Below are 18,008 nucleotides of genomic sequence, written 5' to 3' on the forward strand. Positions count from 1 at the left end.
CATGCGCACTTTTATCAAAACTCAATGCGCGGCACTCGCGTTATGCGCGTTTTCCAGCATCACCGTTCAGGCTGCAGAGACACTTTCGGTCGTGACGTTCGGCGGCGCTTATGAAGCCGCTGCGAAGAAGGCTTATTTCGAGCCCTTTACGCAAGCCACGGGCGTTGGCTTCTCGACGGAATCGTACGACGGCGGCTTGGCCAAGCTCTCCGCGATGGAACAGGCGAAGAACACGACGTGGGACCTGATCGACCTCGAAACCAACGACGCGATCACCGCTTGCGACGAAGGTCTTCTCATGAAGTTCGACAAGAAGACGCTCGGCAAGACGAGCGACTTCATTCCCGGCTCCATCCTCGATTGCGCAGTGGCGAGCATGGTGTGGTCCACCGTCTACGCCTACGATGCGAGCAAGTTGAAGACCGCGCCGACCAGCGTCAACGACTTCTTCGACTTGCAGAAGTTTCCCGGCAAGCGCGGCCTGCGCAAGTCGCCAAAGGTGACGATGGAATGGGCGTTGATCGCCGACGGCGTCGATCCCAAGGATGTCTATAAGGTGCTTGGCACGCCAGCTGGCGTGGATCGCGCATTCAAGAAGCTCGACACCATCAAGAAGAACATCGTGTGGTGGGAGTCGGGTGCGCAGGCGCCGCAGTTGCTCGCCGACGGCGCAGTGGCGATGACACAGGTCTATAACGGCCGTATCGACGATGCAGCGAAGAAGGACAACAAGCCCTTCAAGGCCGTGTGGGACGCGCAGGTGTACGACTTCGAATGGTGGGGCATTCCGACGGGCGCGAAGAACGCAAACACGGCGGCCAAGTTCATCATCTCGGCATCGCAGCCGAAGGCGTATGCGGATCTTACGAAGTACATCGCTTATGCGCCGCCGCGCAAGGACGCTATAGAACTGGTGGACAAGCAGCGTCTTGCCGACCTGCCGACCTCGCCTGCCAACTTCAAGCGCGCTGTGCAGATCAACGCGAATTTCTGGGCCGACAATGCCGATCAGATCAACAAGCGCTTTCAGGTGTGGCTGACGCAGTAAGACAGCAAGGTATCGACGCTGTCCGCTTCACGCGAAACATGATCCGAAGAGAGCCCGACTTGACCGCGACCACCAACATGTCCGTATCCGCAAAGGCCGCGCCATCGGGCTCTCCTAGAAGCGCCGACGGCCACGCGTCTTATCAGAAGGCGCGTCGCCGTGCATCGTTGCAAGCGCTGTTGCTTGCGTTGCCGTTGATCGTGTTTCTGTTGTCCACCTTTATCGCGCCGATTGCGCTACTGCTCGCGCGCAGCGTGCAGAATCGCGAAGTCCCCGACAGCATGCCCGCCCTCACGCGCGCGCTCGATGCATGGGACGGCCACGGCGTGCCCGACGAACGCACCTTCGCATTGCTGGCCGCCGGCCTCAAGGAAGCCCAGCAAAGCGGTCAGCTCGGCACCGTGGCGCGCCGTCTGAACTTCGCGCAAGCGGAGTTTCGCAGCCTGTTGATGCGTACCGCACGCAGCCTGCCCGCCGATGCACCACCCGCATGGAAACCCGCGCTCATCGAAACCGACGAGCGCTGGAATTCCCCGGAAATCTGGCGCTTGCTCAAACGCGCCGCTGCATCGCCCACGCCCGACTATCTGCTCGCTGCCGTCGATGCGCAAGTGACACCGCAAGGCAACATCGCGTCCATGCCGGCCGATTCATCGGTGTTTCGCGAGGCGTTCGTGCGTACCATCTCCATCAGCGCAACCGTCACGCTCATGTGTCTCGTGCTCGGTTACCCCGTTGCGTGGTTGCTCGCCAATCTGCCCGCTAAGAGCAGCAACCGTCTCATGCTGTTTGTGATCGTGCCGTTCTGGACCTCGCTTCTCGTGCGCACGACCGCCTGGTATGTGCTGCTGCAACCGGGCGGCGTCATCAACAGCCTGCTCATGGGGCTGGGCCTTGCGTCGCATCCCGTGCCACTCATCTTCAATCGCGCGGGCGTGCTGATCGGCATGACGCACGTGCTGCTGCCTTATATGATCCTCGCCATCTTCTCGGTGATGAAAAGCGTATCGCCCGTTTATATGCGTGCAGCGAAGTCGCTGGGCGCGCATCCGTTCACTGCGTTCATGCGGGTCTATGTGCCGCAGACGCTGCCGGGCGTGGGCGCGGGATGCTTCCTCGTGTTCGTGCTCGCGCTCGGCTACTACATCACGCCTGCGCTACTCGGCGGCGCGGGCGATGAAATGATCAGCCAGCTCATCGCCATTCAGACCAACACGCAGCTCAACTGGGGACTCGCGGGCGCGCTGTCGGCGTACCTCGTGATCTTCACGGCGGTCTTCTATTTCCTCTTCAACCGCATAGTCGGCATCGACCGGCTGCGTTTCGGATGAACGACACGGACTCGACGACATGCAAGATCAACGCAATACCGTGCTGACCGAACGCGTGGCGAATCGCTGGGTGCGCGTGCATACGGCGATCGTCCTGTTCTTTCTGATCGCGCCCATACTCGCGATCATTCCGCTCTCGTTCAATTCGGGTTCGTACTTTTCATATCCGATGCAGGGCTTTTCAATGCGCTGGTACGAGCAGGCGTTGACGAGCGCGGACTGGCAGCGCTCGCTATTGAACAGCATCGGGATCGGCGCGGCGTCGACGTTGATCGCGACCTGTCTCGGCACGCTGGCCGCGCTGGGCCTGAGCCGCGCGCAATTTCCGTGGCGCTCGCTCATCATGCCCATCATCATTTCGCCGATGATCGTACCCATCGTCGTCGTGGCTGCGGGCTTCTATCTAATCTTCGCGCCGCTCGGTCTCGTCAACTCGTATCCGGGTGTCGTGCTCGCGCATGCGGCGCTTGGTACGCCATTCGTGGTCATCACCGTGACGGCTTCGCTGCTGTCGTTCGATCAGAGCCTGCTGCGTGCGGCGTCCGGTCTTGGCGCGGCGCCATGGATCACGTTCAGGCGTGTGACGTTACCGCTGATCATGCCTGCAGTCGCCACAGGCAGCGTGTTTGCCTTTGCCACTTCATTCGATGAAGTCATCGTGATTCTATTCATCGGCGGGCCGGATCAGAAGACCGTGCCGCGTCAGATGTGGAGCGGCATCCGCGATTCGATCGACCCTTCAATACTTGCGGTCGCGACCATGCTGATCGTCTTCGCCGTGCTGCTTTTTGCGAGCATCAATTGGCTGCGCGGACGTGCGGCGGCGGCCAGTCAGGCGCTCGGCTGATCAGACACACAATAAGCGGCGCGGGCCATTCGGACTGCGCCGCTCACAACGCTTTACATCAAGACTTATCGTCTCCTTCCGGCTCGATCTCCGTCAGATCGTCCGGGTCTACTTCCGCTTCGCGGACAGTCGTTCCTTCATCATCGGTTTCCGATACATCCGTGGTGAGCGCATCGTCCGTGCCGGATTCGACTTCGTCGTCGCTTTTCGGATCATCGGTCATGGGGGTTTCGGCGGGCGTGTTCATCTTGTTGCTCCTGATAGTTGCGTTTAAGTGATCGGATGGATAAACAGACGAATCACATCCGGACGCACAGATCAGGCGTGGATTCGATGCGCGATGTCGAACCATGAAGCGCACTTCTTTCTCGCAGCAATCGTAGTGCCGCATGTCGGCCGGAGCGCTCGCGCAATGTATACACGGCGAAGGCACACGCGTTGCTGAATTGTATCGACGCCAACGATTGGCGCAAGAGACTCTTAGGCTTCCGATACATGGCACGGAGAACGCAATGAACAAGGATCAGAAAGAAGGCATCAAGGAACAAATAAAGGGCTGGACCGACACGGCCATCGGCACACTCACCGGCAATGAAGATCGCAAGCTGAAGGGTGACGTCGAGATAACGAACGGTGCGAATCGAAAGGACTACGGTGACCAGAAGGACAATATGGAAAAGGGCATCGAAGATCCCGGCGAGCCAACCAACAAGTAAGGCTTCGTCGACAGTTCACTCTCAAGGACAAGGATACTTCCAATGAAAGCGCTTACCTGGCACGGCAAGAAGGACATTCGGTACGACACGGTACCGGACCCGCAGATCGAACATCCGCGCGACGCGATCATCAAGGTGTCGAGTTGCGCCATCTGCGGCTCGGACCTGCATCTGTTCGATGGATTCATGCCGGGCATGGAATCCGGCGACATCATGGGCCACGAGTTCATGGGCGAAGTGGTCGAAGTCGGCGCCGAAAACGCTGCGCTCAAGGTCGGCGACCGCATAGTCGTACCGTTCACCATCTTTTGCGGCGAATGCGATCAATGCAAGCGCGGCAATTTCTCCGTGTGCGAGCGCAGTAATCGCAACAAGAGCACGGCCGACAAGGTTTTCGGACACACCACGGCGGGTCTCTTTGGCTACACGCATTTGACGGGCGGCTATGCCGGCGGCCAGGCCGAGTACGTACGCATACCTTTCGCCGATAAAACGCACGTGAAGATTCCCGATGGCCTTTCAGACGAACAAGTGCTTTTCCTCGGCGACATCTTCCCGACAGGCTGGCAAGCGGCGATCAACTGCGATATCGAGCCAACGGACACCGTGGCGATCTGGGGCGCGGGACCGGTGGGACAAATGGCGATTCGCAGCGCGTTTCTGCTTGGTGCAAAGCATGTCGTCGTAATCGACTGCGTGCCTGAACGCCTTGCAATGGCGCGCGTCACTGGCGCCACCACCATCAACTTCAAGGAAGAGAGCGTGGTCGAGCGCCTCGCCGATCTCACGCAAGGCAAAGGCCCGGAAAAGTGTATCGATGCCGTTGGCATGGAGTCGCACGCCACGGGCTCGTTCGACTCGCTTTACGATCGCGCCAAGCAGGCGGTCATGCTCGAGTCGGACCGGCCGCACGTGTTGCGCGAGATGATCTACGTATGCCGTCCCGCGGGCATTCTGTCGGTACCGGGCGTCTATGGCGGACTGATCGACAAGATTCCCTTTGGCGCCTCGATGAACAAGGGCCTCACCTGGCGCATGGGTCAGACGCACGTGGCTCGCTGGACCGACGACCTGCTCAGCCGCATTCAGGAAGGTCAGATCGACCCCTCGTTCGTCATCACGCACCGCGTCTCGCTTGCGGAAGGACCGGAAATGTACAAGACCTTCCGCGACAAGGAGGACGGTTGCATCAAGGTGGTACTCACACCCTGAAGCAAAAAAAAACGCCGGTCTTCAAAGACCGGCGTTTTTCGATTCCTCGTCACGCACGACGGATTGTGGCGCAATAGGCAGTGGTTCACCATCGACGAAAGCGGTGCCGCATGTAAGCGCAAACTGCAGCGCCGCGTCGCGGCTGGGAAATGCGCCCAACTCGCGCAGTACCGTCTCCTCGCCGTCTTCTTCCAGAATCGATACGCGCGATACGAACAGCTTGCCGCTTCGACCTGCGGACGGCTGTAGCGCTACACCTCGATGATAGAGCGTAAGCATGGTGTCTCCTTCTTTTCCGAGCGTCCGTTCGCAGCGCGCGGCGCCTTATGCGAACGAGGCACGTTCCATGTGCAGCCCTTCATCTTAGCGCGTCTTTACGCGCGTGCTTTGCATAGAATCATGCAGGCTTTACGAAGGCATGCACCAATTGCCATCTCGCCTTAGCAAGCGGCGCACCTGAAAACACCGGCACCTTCTTGCTTAGGCCAGATTTACGCCCAGCGCCTTGGCAAGCGCCTCGGCGGAGCGGACGATTTGCGCATCGTTTGAAAAAAGCGCGGCGCCAGCATCATCGAAAGGCCAGGCCAGCACGCGCATGTTCGCCGCGATCGCTGCGCGCGCCCCAGTGGGACTGTCTTCCACGACGACCACTTCCTCCGGCTTAAGACGCATGAGCCACGCCGCGCGTTCGTACGGCTCGGCGCTCGGCTTGCCATTGCGCACGTCGTTCACACTGACGCTCACGAGTTGCGGTTCCTCGATGCCCAGTGCTCGCAAGTTCGCTTCAAGCAACATGCGCGACGAATTGGACACGATTCCTTGCGTTATGCCCGCCCGCTTCACCGCGCGATACACCTCGAGCGCGCCAGGACGCGGCACGAGCCGAGGCGCGCCTTCGAGATAATGCCGTGCGCGAAACGCGGACCAGTCCGCGAAGTCCGTATCGATGCCAAAGCGTTCGCTACACAGCGCGTGTACTTCGCGCCCGGTCTTACCGAAGATCAGCGGATGCAATTCGTCGCCCGCTTCGATGCCGTGATGCGCAAGCACCGCAACCAGCGTGCTCAAATGAAGCGGTTCGCTTTCGGCGAGCGTGCCGTCCATGTCCCAAAGGACAGCCTTGATGGAGGAAGTCTGATTCGTCATGTAGAGGTTGGGTTGTCTGGAAAGAGTCGGTCGAGATCGTCGTAAAACTGCTGCGAGTGCACATAAAGGCGCTCGAAAATCGGCATCATGCGGTCATAGGTATCGCTCGCACGCGGGTCGGGCTGCACTTCGCGCTCGAACTGCACGAAGGCGCGCACGGCGTCGGCGAGACGTGCAAACTGGCCATGCGCGGTTGCAGCAAGAATGGCGCAGCCTATCACGCCGCATTCCACTTGCGCCGGCACGAGAATGGGCGTGCGGTACATGCTGGCCTTGATATCGAGCCAAAGCGACGCCTTCGCGCCGCCGCTCGCCGCAACGAGCCGCTCGATACCCACGCCTTCGGGCTTGATGAGCGCGATATGCCGGCGCACGCCAAATGCAACGCCTTCGAGCACCGCGCGATGTAGATGGGCGAGCCCGTGACTCGCCGCAATGCCGAAGAACTGTGCACGCGAATTGGCATGCTCGCCGAGACGCTCGCCCGTGAGATACGGCAGAAAGAACAAGCCTTCCGAACCCACCGGCGCGCTTGCGGCCTTGGCAGCGATATCGTCGTAGGACAACGCGTTTTCATGGAACGCGCGACGCGCCCAGCGCATGGCATCGCCGCCCGAATCGAGCAGCATGAAGCGTCCCCACAGCCCTTCGCAAGTCGCCAGATTCGACACTTCGGGATGCAGCAGCGGTGTGTCGGCGATGATCGTGATGATCGACGATGTGCCCGTGATATCCGATGCCAGCCCCGGCTCGAACACGCCCGAGCCGAGCACGGACACCGGATAATCCGCGCCGCCAACCAGCACCGGCGTACCCGAGCGCAAACCGGTTGCGGCGGCCGCTTCGTGCGTCACGCCGCCGAGTATGTCGAGCGGCGCACGAATCGGCGCGAGCTTCGCGGCATCGAGTCCGAGCAAGGTCAGCATGTCTTGCGACCACTCGCGCGTGCGCGGGTCCATCATGAAGCTCGTCGATGCATCGCTCCAGTCGCACGCACGTTCGCCCGTGAGTTTGAAGTTCACGTAGTCCTTCGGCATGAACACCGTGCTCGCGCGTTCATAAGCCGACGGGTCGTGCTCCTTGATCCATTGCAGCTTGAAACCGGGCCACGCGGGCGTCGCGGGGTTCGCGGTCTTCGCGAGATACGAAGCGCTTGCGTGGCGCGCGCAAAACGCCGCGACCTGTGCGAAGGTGCGCTTGTCGTTCCAGAGCGGCGCGGTATCGCGTGCGAGTTGACCATCGGCGTCGATCAGCACCGTGCCGTGCATCTGGCCGCATGCGCATATCGCGACGACATCGGAAGCTGCATCCGGAACGTCGTCGAGCACTTCGCGTATCGAGCGCGCTGCGCCTTCCCACCAGTCCGCTGGGCGTTGCTCAGACCAGCCGTAACGCGGCACGATTTGCTCGTGCTCATGTGCGGCGATGCTGCGCACCACGCCACGCGCATCGACGAGTGCGGCTCGCACGCTGCCCGTCCCGACATCGATGGCAAGATAATAGGTCTGCATGTCGTTCCATCCGTTGGACAGCCTCATTGCTGGTCATGCAGTCCACGCGGCCTGCCTTCCAAGTGTACCGACAGATGTCGAAGTACCCGGCCAGGCGGTAATCGCCTCGATCTGTGTCCTTCGCGTGTCTGCTCCCCCCTCGCCGTAATCATACGTAAGCGACGCTTACATCTGCTCACCCCGTTTCCTTTCGGCTTTGAGTAAAGTCCGCTCATCGATTCGCAGCGCACGCATCAGGCGATGCACGCGAACTACTCACTCGATTGGAGAATCAACATGAAGCAGAATCGAATCGTTGCCGCGCTGTTGTGCGCGACCTTGAGTCTTGCCGCCGGCGCTTCCTTTGCGCAGCAAGGCCCCGGCGGTCCGGATCAGAACCACGGCGGCGGTCCGGGACAAAATCACGGCGGCCCGCAAAATCATGGCGGTCCTGGCCAACCAGGACACGGCCCTGCTAATTACGGACATGACGCACCGCGCCCGCCCGAGCATGCGGACAACGGCCCGCGCCACTCAGACTGGCAGAAAGGTCAGCATCTGTCGCAAGACTATCGTGACCATCAATACGTCGTCGATAACTACCATGAACACGGCCTGCGTCAGCCGCCGCGCGGCTATCAGTGGGTAGGCGTCGGTGGCGACTATCTGCTCGTCGCCGTGGCTTCGGGGATCATCGCGCAAGTCGTGCTTTCGCAGTAACTCGCACTACGCCGCGAGGCGTCTCGCGAAACGACACAAGCCGCATTGCCTTTTACAGGGCAATGCGGCTTTTGCAATCTACGCTCGATGCTTACTCGTCGAACGTGCCGCGAAACTCCGGTGCGGCGTCCGAACGCGTATTCAACTCGAACATCACACCGCCCGGCGCGCGGCAAAAGAAGCGCGAGCCACGGCCATTGTTGAAGACCGCCGTTTCCATCTGAACACCCTCTTGCTTGAAGCGATCATAGAGTTCCTGCAACGCATCGACAGTGGGCAGTTCGAAGCCCGCGTGGAAATTCCGGGGCCACGTGACGTCATCGCTTTCGACATGATCGATTACCACGTCGAAGCCCGGACGCTTCAAAATGTACGACTTGTCCCAGCTTCCTGAGACGGTGAAGCCCAGATAGTGTTCGAAGAATTTCGCGGTTGCAGCAGTATCGCGTGAAGGAAAGCTCAGGTGGTTGAGCTTCATGCTCTTGATGGTTTCTGTCATCGTCGTTCTCATCTGTTAATGGCGAAGGCCCGTGCCGTTTCGCTCGACGACGTCAGAATAAAAGTAAAAGCTCACATTGGACAACTCGCATCGAGCGCCTCCACGCGCGCGGCGTGAAGTCCGCATGGCGCGGTTCGTCGCGGCTTGGCACGCCCGCGCTTGCTTTGCGCTTGCTCACATTCGCATGTTCAGCTCTCGCGAGCGAGATACCCGAAAACCGCCGCGCGAACGCGCCGTTGCAGACGTTCGAGGTCGCGTTCCCCGCGTTCACCCGCCGCGTCGGTCATGCCTCGGATAATCGCCGACAGGTCGCCTGCCGCTATTTCCGGTTGCGGATGCTTCGGAGCCGCTCTCGCTACGATTGCAGCAAACAGCCCCGCGAGGTCCACCTTGGCAAGCTCATCGCGCAAGGCCGGACGGCTCTCCTCGATATCGAGCAGACGCGCGAGCATCGGACGCTCGAGTTGCTGACGCACCGACGCGCCGATCAGATATTCGAGCGCCGCCTTGCCGCTTCGCTTATCCAGCGCGATGGCTGCGTCATCGTAGAAGCGTTGCGTCTCACGATGGATGAGCGCAACGGTCAGCGCGTCCTTGCCCGGGAAGTACTGATACAGCGAGCCGATGCTCACGCCGGCACGCGCGGCGACTGCATTTGTATTGAAGCCTTCGAAGCCTTCGCTTTCGAGCACTTGAGCCGCGGCTTCCACGATGGCGGCGACAGTCTCCGACGAGCGCGGCTGCGTCGGCGATTTACGCAGGCGCAAATGGGCACGCGGCTGACGCTTGTTTGCTCGCGACGTTTGCGGTGCGCGCTCGATCGTGACTGCTTTTGCAGGGCGCGGCTTGCTCGTGTAAGCCTCGACGAGCGCGATCAGTTCCCATCGAAACACGGGTGATGCCAAGCGTTCGTTGCGCGCTGCCTCCTCAAGCGCGCCGCCCACCGCGCCCGCAAGCACTTCAGCGCCAATGGGCCTGTGCTCCGCGGAGCATCGCGTCAAGGCCGCGAAGAGCGCTTCGTACGCTCGTCTGCATTCGGCTTCGCAGCGTCCGTCTTCCAGCAGCACACGCTGCGCGGCAGGATTGCGGCGATGCACCTCGATCATCCCGTCGACGAACGCGGCGACTTGCCCACGTCCAACTTGCAGCACGGGAAGCAGATCATTGCGATGACGCTGGCGGACGGCGTCGATCAACGCGCCCTTGTCTGGAAAGTATCGATACAGCGAACCGATGCTCACGCCCGCCGCTTCTGCGACCGCATTCGTCGTCAGAAGCTGGCCGCGTTCACCGAGCAGGCGCGCGGCGGCATCCACGATGGAATCGATGGTCCTTATCGAGCGGTCTTGCCGGGGAGCGTTGCGAGCTTGCGCCATCATGCGGCCTTATCGTTCTAAAATGAGTGATTCGCTCATATTCTAATCTGCGGCAAGATACCGGGTGTTCGTTACCAACGCCAAAAAGGAGCCGCAGTGAATCTCACCGATTTCGATACGCTCACCTTCGACTGCTACGGAACCTTGATCGACTGGGAAACCGGCATTTTCGAAGGCTTGCGGCCATTGCTCGAACGCGCGGTTCCGCCGCCCACGCGCGATCAGGTACTCGAAGCGCATGCGCGTCACGAGTCTTCGCAGCAGCAGTACACGCCGGGCAAGCGCTATCAGGAGGTGCTGGCTATCGTTTACAAGCGGCTCGCCGAGGAATGGAAACTCTCTTACACGCAGGAAGAATGCGTCGCGTATGGTCGGTCCATCCGCAACTGGCCTGCGTTTGCGGACTCCGCCGAAGCGCTTTGTTATCTGAAGCATCATTTCAAGCTCGTGATTCTCTCGAACGTCGATAACGAAAGCTTTGCGTTCAGCAACGCGAAGTTGCAGGTGAAATTCGACGGCATCGTCACCGCCGAAGACGTCGGCGCTTACAAGCCATCACAACGTAACTTCGAGTATTTGCTGGAGAAGCTTGCAAGCCGAGGCATTCGCAAGGAGCAGATTCTTCACGTCGCGGAAAGCCTGTTTCACGATCACAAGCCCGCGAACGAAATCGGGCTGACGTCATGCTGGATTTATCGACGGCACGGGCAGCCAGGCTTCGGCGCAACGATGGACCCAGGCGCGCAACCGCGCATCGACTTTCGGTTCAATACCATGGCAGAGCTTGCGCAGGCGCATCGGGATGCATTGAGTGATACGGCTTGACCATGCCACTGTCTTTATGTGGAACTGATGTTGGCAAGCGGAGTCGCTAATAGGCGACTGGTGGGCCAATTCGTGGATGGTCAGGAGGAAGACGGTTAGTTGCTCTATGATCCGCGCATGGCAACCTTGCAAGCTTTCGCTTTACGCGAGGTTTAGCCCCCGCGTGCAGACTCCCTCGATACTGGTTATCATTGTTTGTCCCGAGTACGCAGGCTTTTCGTCGACGCAAAGGGCGCAGGAACTGGAGCCTACGCCATGCACGAACGAATCGAATTCCAAGCCGTGGACATATCGGCACAAGACAGCCCGAGTCTTCCCGTGTGGGAAGCACTCATGCGGCAAGCGATCAAAGCCGCAGCGGAACAACAGACCACGGCAGCACGCTCGACCTTCGAGCACGCACTTAAGATCGCGCGTCGACTCATCGAAGCACCGCCGCCCGGACGCGGCGAGGACTGTATCGCGGCGCTCGTCGTCTCGCATCACAACCTCGCCGATCACTACGCAGAACAAGGCAATCAGGACGCCGCCGCGCAGTTGCGCTGCGAGGCGCACGAAGCACTTCTGGCGCTGTCCGTAAGCGCAGAGCGGCCGGTCACGATCCGGCAAGCCGCCTTGCGTCACAGCCGCGAAACACACGTGGCGCTGATCCGCCACGTCGCCCGTCATGGGCCGCATTCCCTCATTGCCCGGACCATCGAAAACGCCAGTCTGGCGCTTTCCGCCAGCGGCCCGGCCCGGCATTGATTCCTCTCATCGTCAAAAAGGAGATTCGCAATGGCTTATTCCCTGCCTCCGCTGCCCTATGCTTACGATGCACTCGAGCCGAACATCGACGCGCGCACGATGGAAGTGCATTACACGAAGCATCATCAGACCTATGTGAATAATCTGAATGCCGCGCTAGAGAGTTCGGAGCACAAGGACTTGCCGGTCGAGCAACTGATCACGCAAATCGACAAACTGCCCGAAGCGGTCCGCACCCCGGTGCGCAATAACGGCGGCGGCCACGCGAACCATAGCCTCTTCTGGACCATCATGTCTCCGCAAGGCGGCGGCAAGCCAGAAGGCGAAGTGGCCCAAGCTATCGATACCGACCTCGGCGGCTTCGATGCCTTCAAGGAAGCTTTCACCAAGGCCGCACTCACGCGCTTTGGCAGCGGCTGGGCGTGGCTCAGCGTGACACCGCAGGGCAAGCTCGCGGTCGAAAGCACGGGCAATCAGGACAACCCTTTGATGTCGGGAATCGGCTCGGGCAATACGCCGGTTCTCGGTCTCGATGTATGGGAGCACGCCTATTATTTGAAGTATGAGAATCGCCGGCCCGAATACATCGCCGCATTCTTCAATGTGATCGACTGGAAGGAAGTCGCGCGGCGCTTTGCCGAAGCAAAGAAGTAAGTCTCGAGTATCGCGAGCGGGGAGCTTTGCCGCTTTGAACGGCCAGCAGAAAGAAGCGCAGCCAGTGCACTTTGCACGGCTGCGCTTAGTTTCTTGCGGCTTCAAACTACCGTAATGGTCACATCGATATTCCCGCGCGTCGCCTTCGAATACGGACAGGTTTGATGCGCGCCCTCGACGATCGCCTGCGCCGCATTACGTTCGATGCCCGGCAAGCTCACGTTCAGCCGCGCACGCAGCAAGTACGCATCGCCATTCATACCCAGATCGATCTCTGCATCGACGGCGGTATTGGCCGGCAACTTCACTTGCAGTTTCGCGGCCGCCTTGCCCATCGCGCCGATGAAGCATGCGGACCATCCCGCTGCGAGCAATTGCTCGGGATTGGTCCCCGCGCCAGGCGCGCCGGGCGGCGTGAGCCTGACATTCAGCCGGTCGTCGGAACTGCACGCCGCGCCATCGCGGCCTCCGGTCACGTGTGTCTTGCCGGTGTAGAGAAGCTTGTCGAGTTGCGTCATGGTGTTCATCTCCTTCGGTAGGCGTTGATCAAGGCGTTAGTGGTGCGCGAAGAGCGAACCCGTGCCGCTCGTCGGGAAAGTCGTGATCGTCGATGCGCTGCCAGATTGCGTCTGGACATCGCGCATGCCGCCATAGCCCTGCATGCCGCTATCGTTGATCGACTGCACACGCTGAGCGCGTTGCGATGCGCGCACGCCGGCCGACGTGTCACCGTGCGGCGCGAGACCGTATCCGCTGCTTGCGAAAACGGAGCCTGCGGCAGTGGCGCTAGCAACGACGACTGCAGCGGTGATGAGCTTCTTGAACATGGTGAACCTCACGAAATGGATTGAGACAATGCGTGCCGATCAGCTACCGCGATACAGATTCGCGAGCGCCGCGATCTGCCCGTTCTTTCGCGCTTGCACGAGTTCGCGCTTCACTTCCGCGCGTGTCTTGCCGACCTGCGGTTGCGTCGACGTGGTGTGAACCTCCGCGTGAGCAATGCCCGTCATGGCGCTTGCAACGAGAGCGAAAGCAACGATGGAAATCTTCATGGTGCTACTCCTTAACTGGTGGGTGGGAGGCGACGCTTGAAATCCGCTGATGCCGTCGTTGAAGCATTAAAACGTTCGGACGTATCCGCTGTGTGTTGCGTGAGCAATGTTTTGTATCGAAGGCAGCGCGGATACATTGCGATACGAAGCGCCGTTCAAGACCCGCGAGTGAATCCGCATGTGTCGCGAAAAAGTCCGGATACACTGCGATACAAAACCGTTCGCGTTCTGCGCTATAACGCAGACATGGCGATCACGCGGGAGATTGAAAATGAAGCAGTTCTTCGCCGTCGCAGCGTTTTTATTCGGCGGTATCGCAACCGAACTGGCCCATCCGGTGCAGTGCCTCTCGATAACTCCGGGCCGCGTGCAGATCAAGCGCAAGAAGCCGTGAGCTATCGATGGAAACGACCGACCATGTGCTGATCGTCGATGACGATCGCGGTATCCGCGAGCTGCTCGCGACCTACCTCGAAAAGAATGGCATGCGCGTTTCGCTCGCCGCCAACGGACGCCAGATGCGCGCCGCGCTCGAACAAGGCGCGCCGGATCTGATCGTGCTCGACCTGATGCTGCCCGGCGAGGACGGCCTCGTGTTGTGCCGCGAATTGCGCGCGAGCAAGTTCCGCGCGGTGCCCGTGCTTATGCTCACCGCGCGCAACGAGGAAGCCGACCGCATTCTCGGCCTCGAAATGGGCGCGGACGACTACCTGCCCAAGCCCTTCGCCGTGCGCGAACTGCTCGCGCGCATCCGGTCCGTGCTGCGTCGCACACGCATGTTGCCGCCGGGAATGGAAGTGACCGAATCGGCGCAAATGCTGGGCTTCGGCGACTGGCGGCTCGACACCACCGCGCGCCATCTGCTCGATGCAGAAGGCACCATGGTGGCGCTGTCGGGCGCGGAATATCGCCTGCTGCGCGTGTTCCTCGACAATCCGCAACGCGTGCTTACGCGCGATCAGTTGCTCAACCTGACGCAAGGCCGTCAGGCCGATGCCTTCGACCGCTCCATCGATCTGCTGGTGAGCCGTTTGCGTCAGCGTCTGCGCGACGAGGCGCGCGAGCCGCGCTACATCAAGACGTTGCGCAGCGAAGGCTATGTGTTTTCCGCTGCGGTCACGCCGCTGGATGCATCGTCATGAGCGCGCTCGGTGCAACGACATCGACCGCGCATCCGCCACGGTTTTTGCCCTGGCCGCGCACGCTGTTCGCGCGGCTCGCGGTGATTCTGTTCGTGGGTATCGCGCTTGCGCAGACGCTGTCGTTCTGGATCACGATGACCGAGCGCGATCAGTCGATGACCAACGTGATGGTCGGCTACGTCGAGCGCGAGGTGACGAGTTCCGTGGCGCTGCTCGATCATCTGCCGCCCGCCGAACGCGCCGAGTGGCTGCCGCGACTGGCGCGCCGCAGCTATCAATTCATCCTCGGGCCGGGCGAAAGCGGCACGCCGCTCGATGCCGCGCTCTCCGAGCGCTTTGCGAAGTCGATAGCGGATGGCATCGGCAAGCGTTATCCGCTGACGGTCAATGCCGTTCCCGGCGATGCCGAACGCATGCAGGTTCACTTGCGTCTCACCGATGGCAGCCCGCTCACCATCGACATGCATCCGATGGTCGGCACGCCGCTGTCCGCGTGGCTGCCGCTCGTGCTTGCAGGACAACTCGTGCTGCTCGCGGCATGTTGCTGGCTCGCGGTGCGTATCGCGACGCGCCCGCTCAAGCAATTGGCCGAAGCCGCAGACACACTCGGTCCGGACCTCAAGGCCACGCGTCTGCCCGAGCACGGTCCGGACGAAGTAACGCGCGCGGCCAAGGCATTCAACGCGATGCAAGACCGCGTCTCGATGTACATGACCCAGCGCATGCAGATACTCGCGGCCATCACGCATGACTTGCAGACGCCGATTACGCGCATGCGATTGCGCGTCGACACGATGGATGAAAATCCTGCCGGTGCCAAGTTACAGCAGGATTTGCAGGAGATGGAAACGCTCGTGAAGGAAGGCGTGACTTATGCACGGACGTTGCACGGCACGACCGAGGCGCCGCTCCGTGTCGATTCGGACGCGCTGTTCGAGAGCCTTCTCAACGATTATCTCGATGCGGGCAAGGTCGTGTCGCTCAAGGGAAGTATCGGCGGCACGATGGTGACGCGGCCGCAGGCGTTGCGACGGATCGTCGGCAATCTCGTGGATAACGCGCTCAAGTTCGCCGGAGCAGCGGAGATCGAGATCGGCGGACTGCCGGACGGAGGCGCTTCGATCGTGGTGCTGGATCGCGGACCGGGTATTCCGGCCGAGTCGCTGGAAGCGGTGTTCGAGCCGTTCGTGCGGCTGGAAGGATCGCGTAACCGGCAGACCGGAGGGACCGGCCTGGGGCTCGCGATTGCGCGTCAATTGACGCTTGCGATGGATGCGACGCTCACGCTGCATGAGCGTGAGGGGGGTGGGTTGGAGGCTAGGTTGGTGGTGAAGGCTTAGTGGGCTGCGGCTTTGCCTTCCGCGTGCCGACAAGCTGCCTCCAACATCCCCGCCGATACGCTCATCCACCAAGCATATCGGCGAAACACCTCTCCTACTCAGCCGCGACAGCCACCGGCATCAGCACCTCAGCCGCGATCCCCGCGATCAAGGCGGCAGGCAACGCCAATCCGGCATCGGTCGAAGCCACACGCGAGGCGGAAGAAGCCGCTGTAGCCTCGGGCGCAGGCAAAGCCAACTGCATCGCCCGTCGCGAACGTGCCAGCGAATTACGCACACGCCGCTCCGGACGATTCAGCATCCCGCCGCCAACCAGCGACACGAAAGTACCAATGAGCGGCAGGGCCACAAGCATTGTCGCGAACTTGAAGAGGCCGATCTTCAACGGACTGCGCGCCGCCACAGCCGACCACGCAAGCGAAAACACCAGATACGCGAGACCCGCTGGCGCACCCGCAAGTTCAGGCATGCCAAGGCGCTCGGCGAGCGGCATCGGAAAGATGAGCAGGAATAACATGACGCTTGCAAGCGCATGCATGAGCAGCGCGCGGCGCTGTTTGAAGAGGCTCGTCACCGACCAGAACGCAAGCAGCAAGACGAATGGCGGACACGCCACGACCACTGCCGCGATGGCAAGATAAACCACCACGCCACCGGCAAGGTTGCGAAAGTAACCCTCCGACGCCGCGTAATAAACCAGATAAGCCGCCGCGAGCGAGGCCACGCACGCGAAGAAGGCCAACACGCCGCTTTTGCCATCGGGTGAGATCAAAAGTCTCAGCCACAATAGCCCCGTGAAGCCCACGAGATAAACGACGAATCGCAAACCCGAAAACCGTTGTTTCATACCACACCCCTTTCCCCGGATGGTGCGAGCGGCCTTCATGGCAGTCACACCGGCGCGCTGCTTTCGCAGCAAGCCCGTGACTGTATGAAACCTGTCCTCACCCACCTATCGCACACGTCCGAGTTCATGTGACGGATCGCGTGCTTGTTATTTGCGACGCAAGTGCACCATCGGTGCCTCGCGTTCGTCGACTGCTTAACGACCGGGAAAAGAGATTCTTTAGACCTTTTAAGTCACGCTTAGAACATGCGCTCTAAAGGCGTACAAGGCCGAGTCAGATCGACCGACGACAGCCTCGACAAGCGGCAAGTTTTATCGCGTGAGCGGCTTGGCTTGCTGCATGGATGAGCCGCGCACGAACTTGCCCGCGCCAAGATGATGGATGGTATGCAGCGACGCATTGGAGTCGTCCACGTTCCAATGACCGTTAGAGAAAATGCGTTCGTCGGCCGCAGCGGACACGACTTCGGCGAAGCACGTGTCATAGGCGTCTTGCGTATGCGGCTCGCTGATGAGCCGGCATTCCAGCCAAGCCGCACAGTTCGTCTCGATCAACGGAAGACCGAGCACTGGTCCTTTTATCGTCTCGATCCCGAAAGTCTTGAACTTGTCGATCTCGCGTCCGCTTGTCGAGCCGACCGCAAACGTCAAGTCGATAGCCGCCGCGCCCGGAATGACGACGCCGAACACGCCGCTCGCCATCGCGAGTTCACGCGTGTAAGTGCTCTTGTCGATGACCACGGCGATGCGCGGCGGCGTGAATTCGACCGGCATCGACCAGGCCGCGGCCATCACGTCGCGACGTTCGCCATGAACGCTCGTGACGAGCACGGTGGGTCCGTGATTGATCAACCGGCTTGCGTGTTCAAGGGCGACGGAGCGGAAGTGAGTCATTTGAGTTTCCTGCGTGATTGGGTAGGGGTGAATATCGAAGGATTGTAGGTGGCATCGCCGGACGGCTGCTCATCCTAAAATAGTCGCTTGACAGACGCTCTTACGATACATATCTTTAG

General features: G+C 60.6%; 23 protein-coding genes and 1 pseudogene. 12 read left to right on the forward strand and 12 right to left on the reverse strand.

The window, feature by feature from the left end:
• Nucleotide 1: 1 nt before the first annotated feature.
• The 3 genes from NCT04_RS26225 to NCT04_RS26235 all read left to right on the forward strand — a co-directional run bounded on the left by NCT04_RS26225 (nt 2) and on the right by NCT04_RS26235 (nt 3,226).
• Nucleotides 2-1,048, forward strand: coding sequence for an ABC transporter substrate-binding protein (locus NCT04_RS26225; protein ID WP_244830197.1), 1,047 nt, complete (start codon nt 2-4; stop codon nt 1,046-1,048).
• 77 nt (nt 1,049-1,125) lie between these two features.
• Nucleotides 1,126-2,379: an ABC transporter permease gene (locus NCT04_RS26230; protein WP_250468383.1), complete on the forward strand. Its 1,254-nt coding sequence runs from the start codon at nt 1,126-1,128 to the stop codon at nt 2,377-2,379.
• A gap of 19 nt (nt 2,380-2,398) precedes the next feature.
• Entirely contained in the window at nt 2,399-3,226 is an 828-nt protein-coding gene (locus NCT04_RS26235; protein ID WP_244830195.1) for an ABC transporter permease, read from the forward strand.
• A 58-nt stretch (nt 3,227-3,284) separates the two neighbouring features.
• Here the strand turns inward: NCT04_RS26235 and NCT04_RS26240 are convergent, their stop codons facing one another.
• Nucleotides 3,285-3,473, reverse strand: coding sequence for a hypothetical protein (locus NCT04_RS26240; protein ID WP_250468384.1), 189 nt, complete (start codon nt 3,471-3,473; stop codon nt 3,285-3,287).
• A 265-nt stretch (nt 3,474-3,738) separates the two neighbouring features.
• Between NCT04_RS26240 and NCT04_RS26245 the strand changes: the two genes are divergently transcribed.
• Both NCT04_RS26245 and NCT04_RS26250 read left to right on the forward strand, forming a co-directional pair.
• Nucleotides 3,739-3,942 carry a CsbD family protein gene (locus NCT04_RS26245; protein ID WP_244830193.1) on the forward strand — a complete coding sequence of 68 codons (204 nt, stop codon included), beginning with the start codon at nt 3,739-3,741 and terminating at the stop codon, nt 3,940-3,942.
• A 42-nt stretch (nt 3,943-3,984) separates the two neighbouring features.
• The gene (locus NCT04_RS26250) at nt 3,985-5,154 is read left to right on the forward strand and encodes a zinc-dependent alcohol dehydrogenase (protein WP_250468385.1); all 1,170 of its coding nucleotides are present in this window, start codon (nt 3,985-3,987) and stop codon (nt 5,152-5,154) included.
• 21 nt (nt 5,155-5,175) lie between these two features.
• Here NCT04_RS26250 and NCT04_RS26255 read toward each other — a convergent pair whose 3' ends face one another.
• From NCT04_RS26255 to NCT04_RS26265, 3 genes are all read right to left on the reverse strand, one after another.
• A complete protein-coding gene (locus tag NCT04_RS26255; RefSeq protein ID WP_250468386.1) occupies nt 5,176-5,433 on the reverse strand; it encodes a hypothetical protein in 258 nt (85 codons plus the stop codon).
• A gap of 201 nt (nt 5,434-5,634) precedes the next feature.
• Nucleotides 5,635-6,300 (reverse strand): HAD family hydrolase, encoded by a 666-nt coding sequence (locus NCT04_RS26260; RefSeq protein ID WP_250468387.1) that lies wholly within the window; start codon nt 6,298-6,300, stop codon nt 5,635-5,637.
• Nucleotides 6,297-7,811 carry a xylulokinase gene (locus NCT04_RS26265; protein ID WP_250468388.1) on the reverse strand — a complete coding sequence of 505 codons (1,515 nt, stop codon included), beginning with the start codon at nt 7,809-7,811 and terminating at the stop codon, nt 6,297-6,299. The genes NCT04_RS26260 and NCT04_RS26265 overlap by 4 nt, the downstream gene beginning before the upstream one ends.
• A 276-nt stretch (nt 7,812-8,087) precedes the next feature.
• Here NCT04_RS26265 and NCT04_RS26270 point away from each other — a divergent pair, with 276 nt between their 5' ends.
• Entirely contained in the window at nt 8,088-8,510 is a 423-nt protein-coding gene (locus NCT04_RS26270; RefSeq protein WP_244830188.1) for an RcnB family protein, read from the forward strand.
• A gap of 91 nt (nt 8,511-8,601) precedes the next feature.
• Here NCT04_RS26270 and NCT04_RS26275 read toward each other — a convergent pair whose 3' ends face one another.
• From NCT04_RS26275 to NCT04_RS26285, 3 genes and pseudogenes are all read right to left on the reverse strand, one after another.
• Entirely contained in the window at nt 8,602-9,009 is a 408-nt protein-coding gene (locus NCT04_RS26275; protein WP_244830187.1) for a VOC family protein, read from the reverse strand.
• Nucleotides 9,010-9,197: 188 nt separating this feature from the next.
• Nucleotides 9,198-9,830 (reverse strand): TetR/AcrR family transcriptional regulator, encoded by a 633-nt coding sequence (locus NCT04_RS26280; RefSeq protein WP_404989408.1) that lies wholly within the window; start codon nt 9,828-9,830, stop codon nt 9,198-9,200.
• 372 nt (nt 9,831-10,202) lie between these two features.
• A pseudogene (locus NCT04_RS26285) lies at nt 10,203-10,388 on the reverse strand (helix-turn-helix domain-containing protein); the annotation flags it as partial.
• A gap of 93 nt (nt 10,389-10,481) precedes the next feature.
• On the opposite strand from NCT04_RS26285, the gene NCT04_RS26290 reads away from it, so the two are divergent.
• The 3 genes from NCT04_RS26290 to NCT04_RS26300 all read left to right on the forward strand — a co-directional run bounded on the left by NCT04_RS26290 (nt 10,482) and on the right by NCT04_RS26300 (nt 12,611).
• Entirely contained in the window at nt 10,482-11,210 is a 729-nt protein-coding gene (locus tag NCT04_RS26290; RefSeq protein WP_250468389.1) for a haloacid dehalogenase type II, read from the forward strand.
• Nucleotides 11,211-11,465: 255 nt separating this feature from the next.
• Nucleotides 11,466-11,957 carry a DUF2753 family protein gene (locus tag NCT04_RS26295; protein WP_250468390.1) on the forward strand — a complete coding sequence of 164 codons (492 nt, stop codon included), beginning with the start codon at nt 11,466-11,468 and terminating at the stop codon, nt 11,955-11,957.
• A gap of 30 nt (nt 11,958-11,987) precedes the next feature.
• Complete coding sequence (locus NCT04_RS26300; RefSeq protein ID WP_250468391.1) at nt 11,988-12,611, forward strand: superoxide dismutase; 624 nt, start codon at nt 11,988-11,990, stop codon at nt 12,609-12,611.
• 101 nt (nt 12,612-12,712) lie between these two features.
• Here NCT04_RS26300 and NCT04_RS26305 read toward each other — a convergent pair whose 3' ends face one another.
• The 3 genes from NCT04_RS26305 to NCT04_RS26315 are packed head-to-tail and all read right to left on the reverse strand — an operon-like array spanning nt 12,713 to nt 13,666.
• Nucleotides 12,713-13,129 (reverse strand): organic hydroperoxide resistance protein, encoded by a 417-nt coding sequence (locus tag NCT04_RS26305; RefSeq protein ID WP_250468392.1) that lies wholly within the window; start codon nt 13,127-13,129, stop codon nt 12,713-12,715.
• 36 nt (nt 13,130-13,165) lie between these two features.
• Nucleotides 13,166-13,438: a hypothetical protein gene (locus NCT04_RS26310; RefSeq protein WP_250468393.1), complete on the reverse strand. Its 273-nt coding sequence runs from the start codon at nt 13,436-13,438 to the stop codon at nt 13,166-13,168.
• Nucleotides 13,439-13,477: 39 nt separating this feature from the next.
• Nucleotides 13,478-13,666, reverse strand: a complete 189-nt coding sequence (locus tag NCT04_RS26315) for a DUF4148 domain-containing protein (protein WP_250468394.1) — start codon at nt 13,664-13,666, stop codon at nt 13,478-13,480.
• Between the two features lie 271 nt (nt 13,667-13,937).
• Between NCT04_RS26315 and NCT04_RS34510 the strand changes: the two genes are divergently transcribed.
• The 3 genes from NCT04_RS34510 to NCT04_RS26325 are packed head-to-tail and all read left to right on the forward strand — an operon-like array spanning nt 13,938 to nt 16,148.
• On the forward strand, nt 13,938-14,060 hold the full coding sequence (locus NCT04_RS34510; RefSeq protein WP_284507835.1) for a hypothetical protein: 123 nt from the start codon (nt 13,938-13,940) through the stop codon (nt 14,058-14,060).
• A gap of 7 nt (nt 14,061-14,067) precedes the next feature.
• Nucleotides 14,068-14,808, forward strand: a complete 741-nt coding sequence (locus NCT04_RS26320) for a response regulator (protein WP_250468395.1) — start codon at nt 14,068-14,070, stop codon at nt 14,806-14,808.
• Nucleotides 14,805-16,148, forward strand: coding sequence for a sensor histidine kinase (locus tag NCT04_RS26325; protein WP_250468396.1), 1,344 nt, complete (start codon nt 14,805-14,807; stop codon nt 16,146-16,148). Before NCT04_RS26320 ends, NCT04_RS26325 begins: the two co-directional genes overlap by 4 nt.
• Before the next feature lie 94 nt (nt 16,149-16,242).
• Here the strand turns inward: NCT04_RS26325 and NCT04_RS26330 are convergent, their stop codons facing one another.
• Nucleotides 16,243-16,995, reverse strand: coding sequence for a hypothetical protein (locus tag NCT04_RS26330; RefSeq protein WP_244830177.1), 753 nt, complete (start codon nt 16,993-16,995; stop codon nt 16,243-16,245).
• Between the two features lie 312 nt (nt 16,996-17,307).
• On the reverse strand, nt 17,308-17,889 hold the full coding sequence (locus NCT04_RS26335) for a flavin reductase family protein (RefSeq protein WP_250468397.1): 582 nt from the start codon (nt 17,887-17,889) through the stop codon (nt 17,308-17,310).
• Nucleotides 17,890-18,008: the final 119 nt, after the last annotated feature.

Source organism: Caballeronia sp. GAFFF2, assembly GCF_023631485.1.
Taxonomy (GTDB): Bacteria; Pseudomonadota; Gammaproteobacteria; order Burkholderiales; family Burkholderiaceae; genus Caballeronia.